At 40.2% G+C, this 19,205-nt stretch carries 9 protein-coding genes; 7 read left to right on the forward strand and 2 right to left on the reverse strand.

Going from position 1 to position 19,205, the window contains the following annotated elements; translation table 11 throughout:
- Window positions 1-27 precede the first annotated feature (27 nt).
- Entirely contained in the window at window positions 28-2,058 is a 2,031-nt protein-coding gene (gene kdpB, locus ABEW32_RS09820; RefSeq protein WP_430186973.1) for a potassium-transporting ATPase subunit KdpB, read from the forward strand.
- A gap of 19 nt (window positions 2,059-2,077) precedes the next feature.
- A complete protein-coding gene (gene kdpC, locus ABEW32_RS09825) occupies window positions 2,078-2,806 on the forward strand; it encodes a potassium-transporting ATPase subunit KdpC (RefSeq protein ID WP_430186976.1) in 729 nt (242 codons plus the stop codon).
- Between the two features lie 131 nt (window positions 2,807-2,937).
- Here the strand turns inward: kdpC and ABEW32_RS09830 are convergent, their stop codons facing one another.
- Both ABEW32_RS09830 and ABEW32_RS09835 read right to left on the reverse strand, forming a co-directional pair.
- Window positions 2,938-4,146, reverse strand: coding sequence for an MFS transporter (locus ABEW32_RS09830; RefSeq protein WP_058829166.1), 1,209 nt, complete (start codon window positions 4,144-4,146; stop codon window positions 2,938-2,940).
- Window positions 4,147-4,158: 12 nt separating this feature from the next.
- Window positions 4,159-4,701 (reverse strand): PadR family transcriptional regulator, encoded by a 543-nt coding sequence (locus tag ABEW32_RS09835; RefSeq protein WP_430186979.1) that lies wholly within the window; start codon window positions 4,699-4,701, stop codon window positions 4,159-4,161.
- A gap of 434 nt (window positions 4,702-5,135) precedes the next feature.
- Between ABEW32_RS09835 and cysE the strand changes: the two genes are divergently transcribed.
- The 5 genes from cysE to ABEW32_RS09860 all read left to right on the forward strand — a co-directional run.
- On the forward strand, window positions 5,136-5,708 hold the full coding sequence (gene cysE / locus ABEW32_RS09840) for a serine O-acetyltransferase (protein ID WP_103042306.1): 573 nt from the start codon (window positions 5,136-5,138) through the stop codon (window positions 5,706-5,708).
- A gap of 23 nt (window positions 5,709-5,731) precedes the next feature.
- Window positions 5,732-6,739 carry a SagB/ThcOx family dehydrogenase gene (locus ABEW32_RS09845; protein WP_430186982.1) on the forward strand — a complete coding sequence of 336 codons (1,008 nt, stop codon included), beginning with the start codon at window positions 5,732-5,734 and terminating at the stop codon, window positions 6,737-6,739.
- Between the two features lie 36 nt (window positions 6,740-6,775).
- Window positions 6,776-9,964, forward strand: coding sequence for an amino acid adenylation domain-containing protein (locus tag ABEW32_RS09850; RefSeq protein ID WP_430186985.1), 3,189 nt, complete (start codon window positions 6,776-6,778; stop codon window positions 9,962-9,964).
- An 18-nt stretch (window positions 9,965-9,982) separates the two neighbouring features.
- Complete coding sequence (locus tag ABEW32_RS09855; RefSeq protein WP_430186988.1) at window positions 9,983-13,258, forward strand: non-ribosomal peptide synthetase; 3,276 nt, start codon at window positions 9,983-9,985, stop codon at window positions 13,256-13,258.
- Window positions 13,259-13,273: 15 nt separating this feature from the next.
- On the forward strand, window positions 13,274-19,205 hold a 5,932-nt coding region (locus tag ABEW32_RS09860; RefSeq protein ID WP_430186991.1), incomplete at its 3' end, for an amino acid adenylation domain-containing protein.

Consider the following 19,205-nt stretch of genomic DNA (forward strand, 5'->3'; position numbering starts at 1 on the left):
GAGAATGGATGAACGGGGTGCTTGATCATGAAGGAAGAACGCAAACGCATGCTGGATAGAAGCATCTTGAAGCAGGCGATCAAGGATAGCTTTATCAAATTAAATCCGATGATCATGATGAAAAATCCTGTCATGTTCGTCGTAGAGATCGGTACATTGGTCGTGCTGCTCATGCTGCTGCTTCCCGGTTATTTTGGAGCCAGCGAGGAAATGGGCTTTAACTTGGCTGTATTTATTATTCTGTTGTTCACGCTGCTTTTTGCTAACTTTGCCGAAGCGCTCGCGGAGGGACGGGGGAAGGCACAGGCTGCTTCCTTGAAAAAATCCAAGCAGGATTCACAAGCTAATAAGCTCGTTGGGAATGAGATTCAGGTGGTCAGCTCGGCAGCATTGCGTAAAGGTGACGTGGTTATTGTCTCTCAGGGCGAAATGATTCCAAGCGACGGTGAGGTCATTGAAGGCCTGGCTTCGGTGGATGAATCAGCGATAACGGGAGAATCAGCTCCGGTCATTAAGGAATCAGGCGGTGACTTTAGCTCGGTAACTGGTGGGACGCGGGTGGTCAGTGACCGCATTAAGGTGCGGATTATGACTGAGCCGGGTGAGACGTTTATTGATAAAATGATCTCGCTCGTGGAAGGCGCACAGCGACAAAAAACGCCAAATGAAATTGCGCTGAATACATTGCTGATTAGCTTGACGATTATTTTTCTCATTGTGGTGGTGACGCTGGCCCCGATAGCCCGTCATTTTAAGATTGATTTGCCTGTTCCCGTGCTGATTTCGTTGCTGGTCTGTCTGATTCCGACTACGATTGGCGGACTTTTGTCGGCGATTGGGATTGCTGGTATGGATCGGGTTACCCAGTTTAACGTGCTGGCCATGTCAGGCAAGGCGGTAGAAGCCTCCGGGGACATCAACACGATGATTCTCGATAAAACGGGTACCATCACCTTCGGAAACCGGATGGCGAGTGAATTCGTGGTCGTAGATGGTATAGAAAAGGCAGAGCTAGCGAAATGGGCGGCGATGAGCTCACTAAAGGATGAGACGCCTGAAGGACGCTCGGTGCTGGAATTGATGCGCAAGCAGGAATACACGCTGGATGAATCCTTGGCAGCAGGCGGGACCTTTATCGAGTTCAAGGCTGAAACCCGGATGAGTGGTCTGGATCTCGCCGATGGACGAAGAGTACGCAAAGGCGCCGTGGACTCTGTCCGGCAGTGGATTGTAGCGCAAAAAGGCAGCGTTCCAGCCGATCTGGAGGAAAAAGCGAATCAGGTAGCCGCAGAAGGAGGTACACCGCTGGCAGTGGCGCTGGATGATCGGATATACGGCATTATTTATTTGAAGGATACGGTGAAGCCGGGCATGAAGGAGCGCTTTGATCAGCTCCGGGAAATGGGCATCCGCACGATTATGTGTACCGGTGATAATCCGCTGACCGCTGCTACCATTGCACGAGAAGCAGGTGTGGACGATTTTGTTGCTGAAAGCAAGCCGGAAGATAAAATTGCGGTTATCCGCCAGGAGCAGGAGCAGGGCAAGCTGGTAGCCATGACCGGTGACGGTACCAATGATGCCCCTGCGCTGGCCCAGGCAGATGTCGGTCTTGCCATGAATAGCGGTACGGTCGCAGCCAAGGAAGCAGCGAATATGGTGGACCTGGATTCTGATCCGTCCAAAATTATTGAGGTGGTCGCCATTGGTAAGCAGCTGCTTATGACGCGCGGGGCACTGACAACGTTCAGTATTGCGAACGATGTGGCCAAATATTTTGCTATTATTCCGGCGATGTTCATGCTGGCCATTCCGCAAATGGGTGCATTGAATGTCATGGGATTGGGGTCCCCATTATCGGCTATTTTATCGGCGCTTATTTTTAATGCAGTCATTATTCCACTTCTAATCCCGCTGGCAATGAAGGGTGTAAAGTATAAGCCCATGAGCTCGGATCGGCTGTTGGGACGGAATTTGCTGATTTATGGTCTAGGCGGTATGGTGGTACCGTTTGTCGGCATCAAGGCCATCGATTTGCTGGTGCATTTGTGGATTTAGCGCAGAAAGGGTGAGCGACATGAGTGGTTTTTATCGGATGTTGTCTGGACGCAGATTTGCTGCACATGAGAAAGCCGGATCTGGTGGACAAGGCCAGAATATGCATACAGAGACGGAGGCAGTATCGGAAAAACAACCAGAGAGACAAGAGATGCGAGGAAGCGCGGTTATTGGAGTGGCTGTGCGAACTTCTGTGCTAATGATCCTATTGTGCGGATTGGCATACCCGCTGGTCAGCACAGGAGTGGCGCAAGTCCTGTTTCCGCAGCAGGCAAACGGCAGTATGCTTCGTAACACGGAGGGCCGGGTAATCGGCTCTGAACTGATTGGGCAGTCCTTTACCAATCCGGCGTTTTTCCAAGGCCGGGTATCAAGTATTGATTATAATGGAGCTGGTTCTGGCTCAAGCAACTACGCACCTTCGAACCCAGCATTGGTGCAGCGGATCAAGGATTCTATAGCGGATTGGCAGAAGCATAACCCGGTTGTGCCCGTCAGCCAGGTGCCGGTGGACCTGATTACGAATTCGGGCTCTGGACTGGACCCGCACATCTCGCCACAGGCGGCACAGGCTCAAATTCCACGTATTAGCAGCTTGACGGGAATTGGGCAGGACCAGCTGAAGGCGCTGGTGCAGGAGCAGACAGAAGGCCGCAGCGCCGGGGTGTTCGGTGAGCCGCGTGTGAACGTGCTCAAGCTGAATCTCGCACTTGAAGCGCTAATGAAGGTTAAGCCAGTTAAGTCATAGATGGACGAAAAAGGTATCCCCTAGCGATAAGTTTGGAGGGATACCTTTTTCTATGGATTAGGGCGCTCTGGGATGGATAGCTGCAAAGGAAGTATTTTATTTCTTATAGGTGATATGAATTTGTTGTTTACTTATTTACTTAGTTTTATATTGTTTGATGAATTTTTGGCTTTCCTTAAGGCTGAAGCGAGTACCAACATGTATATTAATACAATAATACCAATGACTAAGTAAGATAATTTAATATTCATTAAATCGGTGAGAGTACTGCTCAAAATAGGGCCGATCATTAGACCAATCGAGTATGCCGTGTTATAGAGAGCAAAAGTAATTCCATAAGAATGAATTCCACTTCGTTGAGAAATATCAGCAAGTTGAGGTAAGCAGGGAGCAAGAACCATACCCATGCTAACTCCTAAAACAGCTAAAATAACAGCTTGGAGTGATAATATTGCTGGAAGTGCAGTTAGAGGAAGAGCAATGGATACCATAAGTAGACCGAGGAGAATTCCATTTTTATAGCCGATCTTGCTGGAGAATTGACCTATAAAGGGGGTTGCCAGGCCATAAGCAAGTGTGGGAATAGCAAATAACAGTCCGATAACTCCTGGATTTGCGTTAAAATTGTGCTGTAGGTGTAACGGTAATGTTGGCTCAAGTACGCTTGGGACGGATGCACCGATAATTACAACCCCGATAACCAAAAGCAAATCTTTATTTTTCATGAATGAAAAAGGAGATAAGTACTTTTCATTTTTCTCTTCTGGAATATCGTGCAGGAGTACTAGTCGAAGTACAGCATCGACGACGGCCAATGCGATGGCAAAGTAAAAAGGGAACTGGTAACTTCCCCATTGATACAACCAACCGCCTATTGTCGGTCCGAGAAGGGTTCCAGCGGCTTGCCCAGACAACGCCAAGCCCATGGCTTTGCCGCGTTCTTCAGATGGGTATAGCTCAGCCAGCAGAGCGAGCCCTGCTGTCCAGGTCATGGCGGCTGCGACCCCTTGAAGAGCACGTGCCAGTACAAGCAGCCAGAAGGTGTGGGCTATGGCGAACATTAAAGTGGAAGCTATGAGTCCAATTAACCCCCATAACAGAGGAGTCTTTCTCCCAATTCGATCCGTTAACAGACCAAAAATAGGAGTAGCTATAAACAGTGCAATTGCATAACTGCTGAACAAAAATCCAATTTCGGTTTGAGTTGCTCCAAGAGAATCTGCGTATCTTGGCAAAATGGGAACGACTAATCCATAGATTAACATGTCAATGAATACAGCTAATCCGACAACCGTTAGAGCAGCTTTTTGCTTATAGTGTGCTCCTTTACTCATTTTCATCATTACATCCTCCTATAAATTTCTTCTGATTTCCTCTTTAATTTGCTTAACAAATTTTAATTGCAGCTCGCATTGATCATAAATATTTTTGAAAATTAACATGACGTTTACAGGGATATCCATAAGTTCAGCTTTTTGTTCCTGACCTAATTTCATTTCTTTATAGATTTTTTCAATGGCTTGATGCTGAAAACTTAAAGCTTCTTCTATTTCATGGAGGCCGACCTCATCCATAAAAGTCAAAGCTGTGTACAGGGCTGTTGGAAACACAACAGAAGTTTCTTTAAATGATTCGATTAAAAGCCGACTAAACTCGCCTTTTCCAGTCTCCGTGATAGCATATATAGCTTTGGACCGATTCCCTGTCTGTTCTAATGTTTCTAAACGTACAATTCCTTCTGAATCCAGTTTTTTTAAGGCATGATATATGGAAGCTGGTTGCACATAAGCCCATTTATCCGTCTGTGCTGATTGCATTTTCTGTTGTATTTCATATCCTGACATTGCTCCATATTGCAGCAAGAGCCCAAGAACCATTACACGTGTTGTACTCATGATGATATCTCCTCCATAACTTTATTGCTAAATGTTTTATACTAAATATTTAGTAAAGGATTATAGTCGGATTATATCATTACAGTCCAATGATGTAAAGGTTTATTGCCTACTTGCGTTCCTCACTGTGTCTCTTCAAAAGAAGCCGTGTTGGCGAAATAAAGTTTTTTTATTTATTAAATCTGATTAAATTTATACAGTTTGCGATTATAAATTTAGCCTGAAAAACATTAATTCAATATTTACTTTACGAAAATATGGAGGTAGAATATTTCTTGTGTAACATACTAAATATTTAGTATTTTATATTTTTTAAAAAATGTATAGTTATTAATGTTTTCTATTCTATTAGAGAGGTGGAAATATATGAACAGTCAATAATGATGCTTACATTTTCATCGGAAAGGTACTTTCTGCAAGGGGAGTGATCCGAAATGTTAAGCAAGGTAATCAAGGATATCCGGTTTATTAGAGAAATGGATCCAGCGGCAAATAGTTGGCTTGAAATAGTATTATGTTACCCAGGTTTTCATGCTCTGATATTCTATCGATTATCCCATTTCCTTTTTGAGGTTCATTTGTATTTATTTGCGCGAATGTTATCTAATTGGGGACGATTTTTTACAGGAATAGATATACATCCAGGCGCAAAGATGGGGGATGGGATTTTTATAGATCATGGTATTGGGGTTGTGATAGGTGAAACTGCTGTAATAGGAAGCAATGTGACGATATATCAAAATGTTACTTTAGGAGGCACTGGGAAAGATGTGGGGAAAAGACATCCTACTATTGGAAACAGGGTTGTTTTAGGGGCGGGAGCTAAAGTATTAGGCCCTATTAGAATTGGCGATTACTCCAAAATAGGAGCAGGTGCAGTTGTATTAAAAAATGTTCCCGACAATTGTACCGTCGTTGGTGTATCGGCAGGCATAGTGAAATGGAATGGATATTCAATCATAAAAAACAACCAGCATAATAAGTCAGTGGTCAGATACCTTAAATGATCATATTTAGAGGAGGAACTATTATGCATAAGCAAGCCCCTATGCAATTATCTAAATTAATCCAGAATGAAACTGTGTATTTCTGGTCTCCATCCGTTCGTTGGTGCAAAACAGAGGACGCTGTTGAAATTGAGCATTCCATATTCTCTGGTATAGCACTTGAATTATTCCCTGAGTTGTACTACATAACGCAAAAAGGCATAAAGCTGGAATCTCTTATCGAGCATTATTCTCATTTAAATCAGGAACACCTTGTTGATTTTATTAAACATTTAATTAATGAACGCATATTAGTAAATTCAATTTTATCCCCTCAAGAGCTCCTTTATCCGCATAATTATCTTGTACACAATCCTCACCACGAAGACACTTTCATTGATCCGGAACGTTACAATCACTTCAAACAAAAACAGCTTGAACGCTCATTTTCGAATGTTATGGAGTATGAACTTCCTCTAGAGGATGTTTCATTCACAGAAGAGATTGTAAACCGCAGGTCTTATCGTAATTTTGATATAAATCGCAAACTTCCATTTAAAACATTTTCAAAGCTAATCTCTGTTTTTAAGCAGACGATAACTAATGGGGAGATTCGCTATTTTTACGCAACTGATGGTGGATTATATCCAATCGATATATTCATTTATGTTAAGGACGCCCGCATAGAAAAGGTAAAGGCAGGCTTATATTACTATAATCCAGTACGTAATATGCTACAAATGGTAAGCAGCGCCTGTGTAATCACACAAGAAGCTCATTATGCCCAAAATCAAGAAATATTTAGCACATCAGCTTTTTCTGTATTTATGGTTTATGACAGTGAGGTAACGATGCCGAAATATGGGGGAATGGGCTATTTGTATGCTGCTATCGACTGTGGAATTATGGTGCAGCTGTTAACTCAAGTAGCTGAGCTGGAGCAGGTAGGGTTGTGTTCTATTGGGGATATGAATTTCCGGAAAATTAAAAAATATTTCAAACTAAATTCGAGTCAGGTTATGCTGCACTCCATTGAAGTTGGACTCAAGTAAATAGAAGATGGAACCTCGGCAGGGAGGAGTAACAATATGACTATCCACAGTCTATTTGAAAAGCAAGTAGTAGCTAATTCAGATCATCCCGCTGTTGTCAGTTGTGAAAAATGCCTAACTTATCGCGAATTAAATGAAAAATCCAATCAATTAGCTAAAGTACTGGTTGAGCATAATGTTTGTACTGGTTGCATTGTTGGAATTATGATGGAACGCTCCGTCGATATGATCATTGCAGTATTAGCGGTCCTTAAATCTGGAGGAGCTTATTTGGCAATCGATCCAGGTTACCCTGAGGAGAGAATTAGATTCATGCTAAGTGACAGCAATGTGAAGTTGCTGCTTACACAGCAGCATTTAGGAACTCCTAATCATCCAGGATTAAGTAAATTAGTAGTGACTGAACAACTGTATTCCAATCGTTCGACTGATAATTTGGAGCGGAATGTTTGCTCAAGCGATCTCGCCTATTTAATCTATACCTCAGGTTCAACAGGACAGCCTAAAGGAACCTTATTAGAACATAAGGGAATTGAAAATTTGCAGTCAATTTGGACAAATAAGTTCCATATTACTTCAAAAGATCGAATCGGTCAGTTTGCCAGCTTTTCATTTGATGCCTCTGTATGGGAACTTTTTATGGCACTTTTTAATGGGGCAACCTTATATATTATTCCTCAGAAAATAATACATGATCCCATTGATTTTGAATCCTATGTTTCAGAAAATATGATTACTGTCTTAACACTGCCTCCAAGTTATGCAGTGTACTTGGAAGTATCACGAGTTTCGGATTTAAGGTTGCTGATAACAGCAGGATCGTCATCATCCAGTAATTTGGTAAATCAATGGAGTCCGTATACAACTTATGTAAATGCATACGGGCCCACGGAAGCGAGCATATGTGCTTCTTTATGGATGGCTCCTTCAGCATATTTTGAAGGTAATTCAGTTCCTATAGGCTTGTCATTGCCGAATACGCATTTATTTATTTTTGATGAGCAGCTGAATCCTGTTGATGCTGGACAAATCGGGGAACTTTTCATAAGCGGCTGTGGGCTGGCAAGAGGCTATTTGAATCGTCCAGAGCTTACAAAACAAAAATTCATCCAACATCCAACAATTCCGGAAATAACAATATATAGAACCGGTGATTTAGTTCGGATGCTTCCTGACGGGAATTTGGAATATCGTGGGAGACTGGATCAGCAAGTAAAAATACGTGGACATCGGATCGAATTAGAAGAAATTGAGGCGATTCTACTTAAACATAAAGAAATCACAGAAGTAGTGGTGCAGACTATTCAGAATGAGCAGGATCAGTTGCAGTTGTGCGCGTATTATGTAGCCCAAAGTACGATAAGCACGGCGGAGTTGCGTCAGTTTATCAAGCAAGAATTACCGATTTATATGATGCCTACCTATTTTATTTATTTATCTGAACTTCCTATGACCATTAATGGAAAAGTGGATCGAAAAGCTCTTCCTATGCCAACCAGGGATTTATCGGAGCAACCTAATCATCAGCAGCCTCGCACTGATTTAGAAGAACTTCTATGCCTACTAATGGGCGAGGTTCTTGGCGTAGGCCAGGTGGGTATATATGATAACTTTTATGATTTGGGTGGTGATTCAATTAAAGCCATTCAATTATCTGCAAAGTTGAACTCCCATAATCTAAAGCTCAGTAGTCATCATCTTTTAAAACAACCTACTATTGCACAATTTGGCCAGTCCATTCAACAGATTCACCGTAAGAGTGACCAAGGCAAAACTTTGGGGAATGTCCCCCTTACCCCTATTCAGCATTGGTTTTTTACAAAAAAGTTAACTGATAAGCATCATTGGAATCAATCTGTTCTATTTCATAATCCGGAACGCTATGAAACAGAAGCATTGCTCAGAGTTTTGAGAACACTGATTGAGCACCATGACGCGCTTAGAATGACTTACCAGATGGAGAGCGGTAATTTAAAACAGGTGAACATGGACGTGAGTCCCGAGGTATTCAATTTCAATGTATTCGACGTGCCGCATGAGGATGAAGAAAAATTTATTATTGACCAAATTTCAGAGATTCAAGGGAGTAAAAGTTTGGAGAAGGGTCCATTAGTACATTTAGGACTGTTCAGATCCAAGTCAGGAGATCATTTGCTGTTGTCGATACATCATTTAGTGATGGACGGAATTTCCTTACGTATATTAATCGAAGATTTCTCAAAGTCCTATGAGCAAATTATTAAAGGCAGACAGGTGGCTATACTGCAAGAAAAAACAGATTCATACCAAAAATGGGCTGAAGCATTGGAGAATTATTCGAATAGTAGGGAAATAGTAAAATACATCCCTTATTGGCTGAATTTTAATGCAAAAGTTAATCAAGAATTATTACTGTGGAAAAATGATCAAGTACAGGTGTCAACACAAAGGAACAAACGTAATTTAAAATTTGCTCTGTCAAAAGAAAACACAAAAAGGCTTCTTGGCCAAGTCCATCGTGCATATAACACCGATATAAATGATGTTTTGATAACTGCTTTAGGGATAGCTCTGTATGACTGGCTTAAAGTCAAACAAGTTGTAATCAATATGGAATCCCATGGCCGTACAGATATTTTACCTGATATAAATATTACACGTACAGTCGGTTGGTTCACATCTCAGTGCCCAGTGCTTCTATGTATGTATGAGCCTGACAATTTGTCTGAATGGATTATAAAAACCAAAGAGAATCTTAGAACTATTCCAAATAAAGGTTTGGACTATGAGGTACTCAAATATCTTAGCCCGGAAAGTTTGAGGGCACCTTTGGTATTTTCTATTGAGCCAGAAATTAATTTTAATTATTTAGGTCAACTTGACCCAATCTCAAGTTCTCCATATTTCCAACTCTCTTCTTACAGCAGTGCAGCTTCCTTTGGACCCGAGGGATTAGGGAATATCAGCCCTAATAATGAACTGTGTTATGCACTTGAAATAACAGGATATATCACGGGAGATCAATTGCATCTTTCTATCGGCTATGATAGTGCACGGATTAGTGGACAGGAAATCCAACATTTGGCAGGGAGATATGAAAACCATCTTATCAGGACTATTCAGCATTGTATAGACAAGAAGGAGCAGTTGCGCACTCCAAGTGATTTTACATTAAAAAATTTAAAGGAAGAGGATTTAGATATGATTTATGATGTGCTTCTCAGTTCCTTAAATTCTAAACACTAGATTAGGCAGGTGAGTAGAGTGAACCCGTTTTCAAAAGAACAAATTCAGGATATATATACGCTGTCCCCCATGCAAGAAGGCATATTATATCATTCTCTGTCAGATACAGAACCCAACACTTATTTAGTACAGCTAATTCTAACTATGGAAGGTCATCTTAATGTTGAACTTATGAAGCAAAGCTTTTTGACACTTATCCAACGGCACAATGTATTAAGAACTACTTTTTTATGGGAAAAGGTCAAACAGCCGCTTCAGGTAGTGTTGACGGAAAGACCTCTTCAATTTGTTTATCAAAGTAGAGCTGATATATCAAATCTGGATAAAAAACAGTGGATACAGCATTATTTACAAAAGGATCGTCAGCAAGGATTCAACCTAACGGAAGATCCGCTCATTAGGCTATCCGTGCTACAGACAAGCCCTGGTGAAAGTACTTGTATACTCACATTTCACCATATTTTAATGGATGGCTGGTGCTCCGATTTAATCCTTTGCGAATTATTTGAAATCTATACTTCTTTAGTTAAAGGACAAAGCCAATCCATTTGTATGGAGCAGCCTTATAGTCAGTATATAGAATGGTTGGCAATACAAGACCAAGACAGTGCTCTTGAATACTGGAAAGATTATTTAAGCGAATTTGAAGAATGCTCCATTCTACTAGATCAGACACGCAGTAATGGAAAAAAATCAGTTCAAAATTATAGCTTGAGTAAACATTCTATTCAATTAGAGCGTCGACTGTCCAATTTCTTAAAAGAATTGGCTCGAAACAACCAAGTTACATTAAACGCGGTCTATCAGAGTCTTTGGGGGATTGTGCTGCAAAAATATAATAATAGTAACGATGTTGTATTTGGTTCAGTTGTTGCAGGACGGCCACCAGAGATCCCAGCAGTTGAGCGAATGCTAGGATTGTTTATTAATACAGTTCCCTTACGTATACAATCAGCGGGAGACCAAACTTTTACCTCACTAATACAGCATATTCATCATCTGAATTTAAAATCTAAGCCCTATGAGCACTTGTCACTTTCACAGATTCAAAATCAGTCGATCGGACAAAGCCTGTTTAATCATATTTATGTGTTTGATAATACGCCTTTAAATTCCTCATGGAAACATATGTTAGCAGAAATGGATGTAAATATTAAGGAAGTTGATGTTATAGAACATACTAATTATGACTTAAGTATTACAGTGCTTCCGGGAGATGAAACAAACATAACATTTATCTATAATTCCAATATTCATTCTGAAGATACTGTGCGAAGAATGGCAAATCATATATATAATGTCGCAATGAAAATCTATAGTGAACCTTCTGCTTGCTTGAAAAATATCTGTATTTTGAGTGCTGATGAGGAATTCGAACTTATGGCACTGAGAAGCTCAAAGAGTATGGAGCGCAGTGGTACAGAAACACTTGCAGATTTATTTGAAAGACAAGTTGAAGTTGCGCCATTTGCAACGGCCCTTACCTATGGAGAAACTCATCTATCTTATGGAGAGTTAAATAAGCAAGCCAACAAGCTTACCTATGTTTTACAAGATTTAGGTGTTCAACCTGATCAACTAATTGGACTACTTACTGAGCGTTCACCAGAGATGATTATTGGGATACTAGGCATTTTGAAATCCAATGCAGGCTATACTCCTCTTGATCCGGAAAATACAAGTGAGCGTTTAAAGGTTATTGTGCAGGATGCTAACTTATCAATCATTGTAGTTTCGCGATCAAACGTTTCTATAATTACAAAGCTAATAGCTCAACTGGAAGGTTCCGAAAGACATCGGATTTTGGTTCTTGAGGATGTGCTGGAACAAACAGATGATCGTGATAAGAGTAATCCACTACGCATATCAGAGGCTAACCATTTGGCTTATGTAATGTATACTTCTGGCTCAACCGGTATACCTAAAGGAATCATGATTGAACATATCAATGTAATGAGAGTTGTGAAGGGTTCAGATTATGTACAAATTACACCACAAGATACCATTCTCCAATTGTCCAACTTTGCTTTTGATGGTTCTGTTTTTGATATATTTGGGAGCCTTTTGAATGGAGCAAGACTTGTTTTAGTAGATAAAGAGACAATGCTTAATGTATCTGAGTTAGCCCAATTGATTTTAAAAGAGAATGTCTCCGTTTTTTTTGTGACAACGGCCCTTTTTAATACACTCGTAGACCTTGAAATTCATTGCTTGGCCAATGTAAGAAAGGTACTTTTTGGTGGCGAGCGAGTATCCATAGTACATGTAAATAAAGCTTTTCAGTTGATGGGTAAAGGGAAATTTATTCATATGTACGGCCCCACAGAGAGTACCGTTTATGCGATGTATCATGAAGTTCAAGAAGTTAATGAGGAGATGTTTACGATTCCGATCGGCCGACCCATTAAGAATACGGAGGTGCTTATTCTTAATTCGGATAATCAGCAGCAGCCAATTGGGGCAGTTGGGGAACTATGTATTACTGGAGAAGGTCTCGCACGAGGTTATCTCAACAATGATCAACTAACTCAAGAGAAATTTTTCTATCTGCACGATAAACGATTATATAAGTCAGGTGACTTAGGGCGACGACTTGCAAACGGAGAAATTGAATTTACAGGACGTAATGACCATCAGGTAAAGATTAGGGGGTTCCGAATTGAATTAGGTGAAATTGAAAAGTGTATCCTTGAAAATCAGGCCATTAAAGAAGTATTCATCATGGAGCAGGCAGATAAACAAGGAGATAAGCGCTTATGTGCGTATTTTGCTGCAGATCAAGAAATGAATACCGAAAGAATCAGGCAGTGGGTATCCGAAAGATTGCCAAACTACATGATCCCTGCCTATTTCGTAAAGGTAAAGAAGTTGCCTTTAAACGCAAATGGCAAAGTGGATCATAAAAAACTACCAATTCCTGATACAAGTCAGCTTTTTCAGAATCAAGCGATACGTCCAAGGAACAGTACTGAAGAGACGATAGCCCGTGTATGGGAAACGGTGTTGGGGATTGAAAACATAAGTGTAGTTGAGGATTTTTATACATTGGGAGGGGATTCAATAAAAGCGATTCAAATTTCGGCGCAACTCCGAGTGAAAGATATTACAGTCACTACCAAAGATATATTCCAGTATCCTAGTGTAGCGGATTTAAGCACCTTTATTATAAAGGGACAATCTAAGCAGGCCCAGTCTGTGAATACTACTGTGATCCAAAATGGCTATGACGAATTAGGGATTTCCGCAAGTGATCTGCACGAACTTCAAACAGAGTTGAATTCTAAGATCAATTAACAGGGGGAACTAGTCATGTCGTCTAAACAACTTTTACAAAAGGTTTATTCGCTAACACCGATGCAAGAAGGAATTCTATATCATACATTGCGTGAAGAAAATCAGGGGAATTTTATAGTTCAGCTTTTTTTCAGTGTGGAAGGGCCTCTCTCACTAGATATTATGAATAAGAGTATGCAATTGCTTGTACAGCGACATGATGTTTTCCGTACGCTTTTTAATGTCGATAAAGCGAAGCGACCCATTCAAATGGTCGTAGACCATCTGGAACATAAAATTGTTTTTCAGGATTTAACTGAAAAAAATCATGATTGCCAAATGGAGTATATCTCTAACTATGCCGATGAGGAAAAAATGAAAGGCTTCGATGTAACTGCTGAAATGCTTGTTCGGCTTGCGGTATTCCAGACGAATCTGCAACATTTTCGATTACTGCTAAGCTTTCATCATATTATTGTAGATGGTTGGAGCTTGAGCGCGATTGTACAAGAGCTTTTTGAAATATATAGTGCCTTATCTGCGCAAAGATCTCCTGTTCTAAGGGAAATTCACTCTTTTCAAAATTATATCGAATGGCTTAATCATCAGGATCAAGATTCTGCAAGTTTATACTGGAACCAATATTTAGAGGGGATTGAACAGTCCACTGCTCTACCATGGCAACCCAAACAGAAAAAGGAAGGCTACTTGCAGGAACAAGTTAAGTTTACCTTAGATCGGGAAATGACTAAAAAACTTAAAGAATTGGCACTTGCCTATCGTGTAACAATGAATGCTGTTATTCAAGCAATCTGGAGTATTGTGCTAAAAAGATATAATGATACCAATGATGTGGTTTTTGGAACAGTCGTTTCAGGAAGGCATGCAGCGGTTTCCGGAATCGACCAAATGATCGGAATATTTATTAATACCAATCCAGTAAGAATAAATTTTGAGCAAGATATCGATTTTGAAGACCTATTGATACTCATCCATAAGCAAATGATTGACTCCCAAGAGCACAGTCATTATCCTCTGATGAAGATACAAGCGGCTACGCCATTGAAAGAGAATTTAATCAATCATATTGTAGTTTTTGAAAATGTGCCTTTGGAATTCAATTTATTAGACGGACAGCATGCACATGAGTTGAGAATTTATGATATTGAATTAAAGGACCAAACAAACTATGATTTCAATATCATTATCATCCCCTCCGAAGAAATCTCTGTATGTTTAAAATATAATGCATTTTGCTATTCGCATGAGGATATGCAAAAGGTTGCCGGACATATTCGTGCGGTCACTACTGCCATCACTGAAAATCCACACATACTTGTTAGAAACATTTCAATTCTCACACCCGATGAAAAAGAACGTATATTAACAGAATTCAACAACACAGACCAAGCTTTTTCTGGTCAACAATGTTTACACGAATACTTTGAGGATAGAGTTATAGCTTATCCTAATAAAACTGCCCTCATTTTGGGTGAACAACATATGAGTTATGAAGAGGTCAACAAACGTGCCAATCAGCTAGCCAGAATACTACGACGCAAGGGGGTAGGTAGTAACCGGAGCGTTGGAATAATGGTTGAAAGATCATTTGAAATGATCATAGCTATACTGGCGATTCATAAGGCTGGAGGGGCTTATATACCTATCGATCCAGCTTATCCCAAAGAGCGGGTTCGTTATATGCTACAAGACAGCGTAACCCACCTTGTCTTAACAAAGACAAAGTGGAAGGAATGCCTCTCAGGTTTTGAAACAGAAATCCTGCTTATGGATGTAGGCTTGTCTGATAACGAGGATGACACCAATCTAAATTGTGTTAATAAACCTGAGGATATGGCTTACATTATGTACACATCAGGTTCTACTGGTAAACCAAAAGGGGTTATAGTTCAGCATCGGTCCGTTGTCAACAATATGTTGTGGATGCAACGAAAGTATTCGATCACCGAAGCGGACGTTATTATGCAAAAAACATCTTACACTTTTGATGTGTCTGTATTTGAATTGTGCTGGTGGTATTTTCAGGGCGCTGCCACCCTGTGTTTATTGGAGCCTGGAGCTGAAAAAGATCCTGAGAGCATAATCCGCACAGTTGAACAAAAAAAAGTAACTGTGATCCACTTTGTTCCATCCATGTTACATGCATTTTTAGACTATTTAGAATATGGAGAGGGACATATTCAGCGTTTATCGTCTATACAAAAAGTATTCACCAGTGGAGAAGCACTGACATGCTGGCATGTTCAACGGTTTAACGATAGATGGAGAAGAGATAGAAACATTGTTTTCTCTAATCTATATGGACCGACTGAAGGCACTATACATGATTCTTATTTTGATTGTCCTTCTGATTTTGAGATGGATTCCATACCAATCGGCAAGCCAATCGATAATATTCAAATGCATATAATAGATCAGGATGGTCAATTGCAGCCAATTGGAGTAGCAGGAGAATTATGTATTTCGGGTACAGGTGTAGCAGCAGGATATGTGAATCTTCCAGAAGCAACTGAAGAGAAATTTGTAAGGGATCCATTTAGAGCGGGTCAAAAAATGTACAAAACAGGCGATTTAGCAAGATGGAAGAGTGATGGGAATATTGAGTACATGGGGAGAAAAGACTTTCAAATTAAGATCCGTGGGTATCGAATTGAGATTGGAGAAATAGAAAACGTTCTGCATCAATATTCAGGTATACAGCAGGCATTAGTCACAGTATATATGGATGCCAAAAATAATGGACATTTATGCGCATATATTATGGAGTCCCGATCTATCAATGAAAATTCTATAAAAGAATACCTTATCCAACGGGTTCCAGATTATATGGTGCCGTCTTATTTTATAAAGTTAGATAGATTTCCTCTATCGCAAAGCGGAAAGATTGATCGTAGGAATTTACCAGTACCCGACATCAAAGTAAAGGTATCTGCTAGCTACACACCGCCAAGAAATCATATTGAAACCGTGACTTCAGAGATATGGGAAGAAGTACTGGGGGTAGAAAAAGTGGGCATTCATGACCATTTTTTTGCACTCGGGGGAGATTCTATCAAAGCCATTCAAGTGTCGTCACGTTTACAACGTCATCATGTGCATATCGGAATCAAAGATATTTTCGCGAATCCGACGATTGCACAATTAACTCAAGTGTTAGCTATACAAACCAAAGTTGTAGATCAGAATGTTGTTGAGGGGATCGTTCCGCTTACGCCAATTCAAAAGTGGTTTTTTGAGCATCAGGGGATACAACGTCATCATTGGAATCAGTCTTTTATGTTGTATAGAAAAGAAGGTTTTGAACCTGAGACCCTTCAAGAAACGATGAATTATATTATTTATCATCATGATGCTCTGCGTATGGTGTATGCAAGCGAGCAAGACTCTATTGTACAAACAAATCAGGCCATAAAAGAGTCAGCTTGGTTGCAGGTTATGGATCTTTCAAGTGAACTAGATGTAAGGGAGCGTATCGCAAATTTTTCAGAAGAGATTCAAAAGAGTATGGATTTAACTACAGGTCCTCTACTGAAAGCGGGGCTATTCCAAACCATAGAAGGAGATTATCTCCTTATGGTTGCGCACCATTTGGTAATCGATGGTGTTTCTTGGCGAATATTACTGGAAGATATCACACAGGTTTATAAAAAGCTTAGTTCGGGAGAAAAGCCTTCATTACCGTATAAGACTACTTCCTATAAGAGCTGGGCTAGTGCACTGGAGGAGTATGCGAATAGTCCGATATTACTTGATGAGATTCCATATTGGATGAATATGGATCAGCGGCATTTTGAGCCTCTACCTAAGGATCGCACATGTTCGACTAACTTTATCAAGGATACAAGATCGATAAATATTCAACTATCCAAGCAGGACACAGACAATCTGCTTCGTCATTCCAATCAGGCTTACAATACGGAAATTAATGACTTATTGTTAGCTGCATTAGGGAGTGCATTCCGAGATTGGACACAGCATACTCAGATTCTAATCGGTTTAGAGGGGCATGGGAGAGAAGACATAGTTTCTGATATTAATGTTTCTCGGACAATCGGTTGGTTTACAACGATGTATCCTGTAGTAATTGATCTTCCGCCATCTTGTTCTGTTCAGGATACTGTTCAACATATAAAACAAACATTACGCCAAATCCCGAAAAAAGGGATTGGATATGGTCTGTTAAAATATGTTACTGCTCTGGAACACAAAAAATTAATGAAGTGGAAGCTCAATCCAGAAGTTTGCTTTAACTATTTAGGTGAATTTTCTCAAAGTATAGATCAGGGAGTTTTTACGCTTACTGATATGCCTCAGGGCCAAATGCTTGATCCACAATCAGAGCGAAGTTACTCCATGGATATAACGGCAGCAGTTATGGAAGACGAGTTGAAAATTTCTTTTATATACAACAAGCATGAGTATGATGAAGATACCCTGACCGAAGTTGCCTTAAATTTCAAAAATCATCTCTTGGAAATTATTAATCATTGTGTAACAGGCGGGACAAAAGAGCTTAGTGGAAAAATATACCCGACAGCGCTTCCCGATTTAGAAAAAATAAACGCTCCTTTTGCGTTAACTGATATTCAGATGGCATATTTCCTAGGTCGAAATGATGAACTTGAAATGGGCGGCGTTTCCACTCATGTATATACCGAGGTGGAGACTGACGTTGACATGGTTCGTTTTAATGAATGCTTGAATAAAGTCATTCAAAGACACCCAATGCTAAGGGCGATTATCATGCCAAGCGGCGAGCAAGTTATTCTTAAAGACGTGCCTGAGTATAAAATGGCTATAGAAGATCTTCGATTTCTGACAAGAAGAGAACAAGAGGAACGAATTCATCTGGAGCGAAGTCGGATGTCACACCATGTGTTTGTTCCTGAACAGTGGCCGATGTTCGAATTTAAGGCTTTCCAGCTTGAGAATGATAAGTATCTATTGTGTATGGGCAGGGATTTGCTCATTGCTGATGCAGCAAGTATGGATATTATCGGTCGTGACCTGATGTATTTCTATCACAATCCAAATGCCGAATTGTCCAAATTGGACTTCACCTTCCGCGATTATATTCTTGCTTATTTAGATTTGAAGAAATCTGAAATATATGAGCTGGATCGCAAATATTGGCTTAATAAAGTGGAAGACTTTCCTTTAGCGCCTGTTCTCCCTTTACGTTGTGATCCAGAACAAATAAAGTCACCAAAATTCCAAAGAAAAGAGAAGATATACAATCAGCAGCAGTGGGTTTCTTTAAAACAGCTGGCTTTACAAAATGGAGTGACTCCATCCGCTCTGCTTGCGACTATTTATTCATATCTTCTTTCCATATGGGGCAATCAAGAGAACTTGTCCATTAATCTTACAGTCTTCAATCGTTATCCTTTTCATGAGCAGGTAGAACATATAGTAGGTGACTTTACATCAAACCTTCTGCTTGGCATTTCATTTAAACCGGGTATGTCATTCTGGGAGAAGGCCAGAGCCGTTCAGTCTGTCTTAATTGATGCGTTGGAGCACCGTCACTATGAGGGTGTTGAGTTTATTAGAGATATTGTGAGACATCATGGGATTAGACATGGAAAGGCAGTAATTCCGTATGTTTTTACTTCTGTGCTTTCTGAAAATAAGACAGAGCGCACACCTGGTCTTGAACAATTAGGAAACTTGAAAACGGGAATAACGCAAACTTCACAGGTCTATATTGATTTTCAGGCAACATTAGTATCGGATGAATTATGGGTATTTTGGGATTATGTAGAGGAATTGTTTGCGCCAGAAATGATTGAAGGTATGTTCAGGCAGTTTACGCAAATCATTGATTCTCTTTTGTTAAATACAATGAATTCTTCAAATTTGAAAATTGAAATAGAGAATGAGGAAGCTATCCGATTATACAACAACACGAACAAGACTTTTCCGCCTAGCACCTTGCACGGGTTGT

This window comes from Paenibacillus jamilae (genome assembly GCF_050482105.1).
GTDB classification, from domain to species: Bacteria; Bacillota; Bacilli; order Paenibacillales; family Paenibacillaceae; genus Paenibacillus; species Paenibacillus jamilae_B.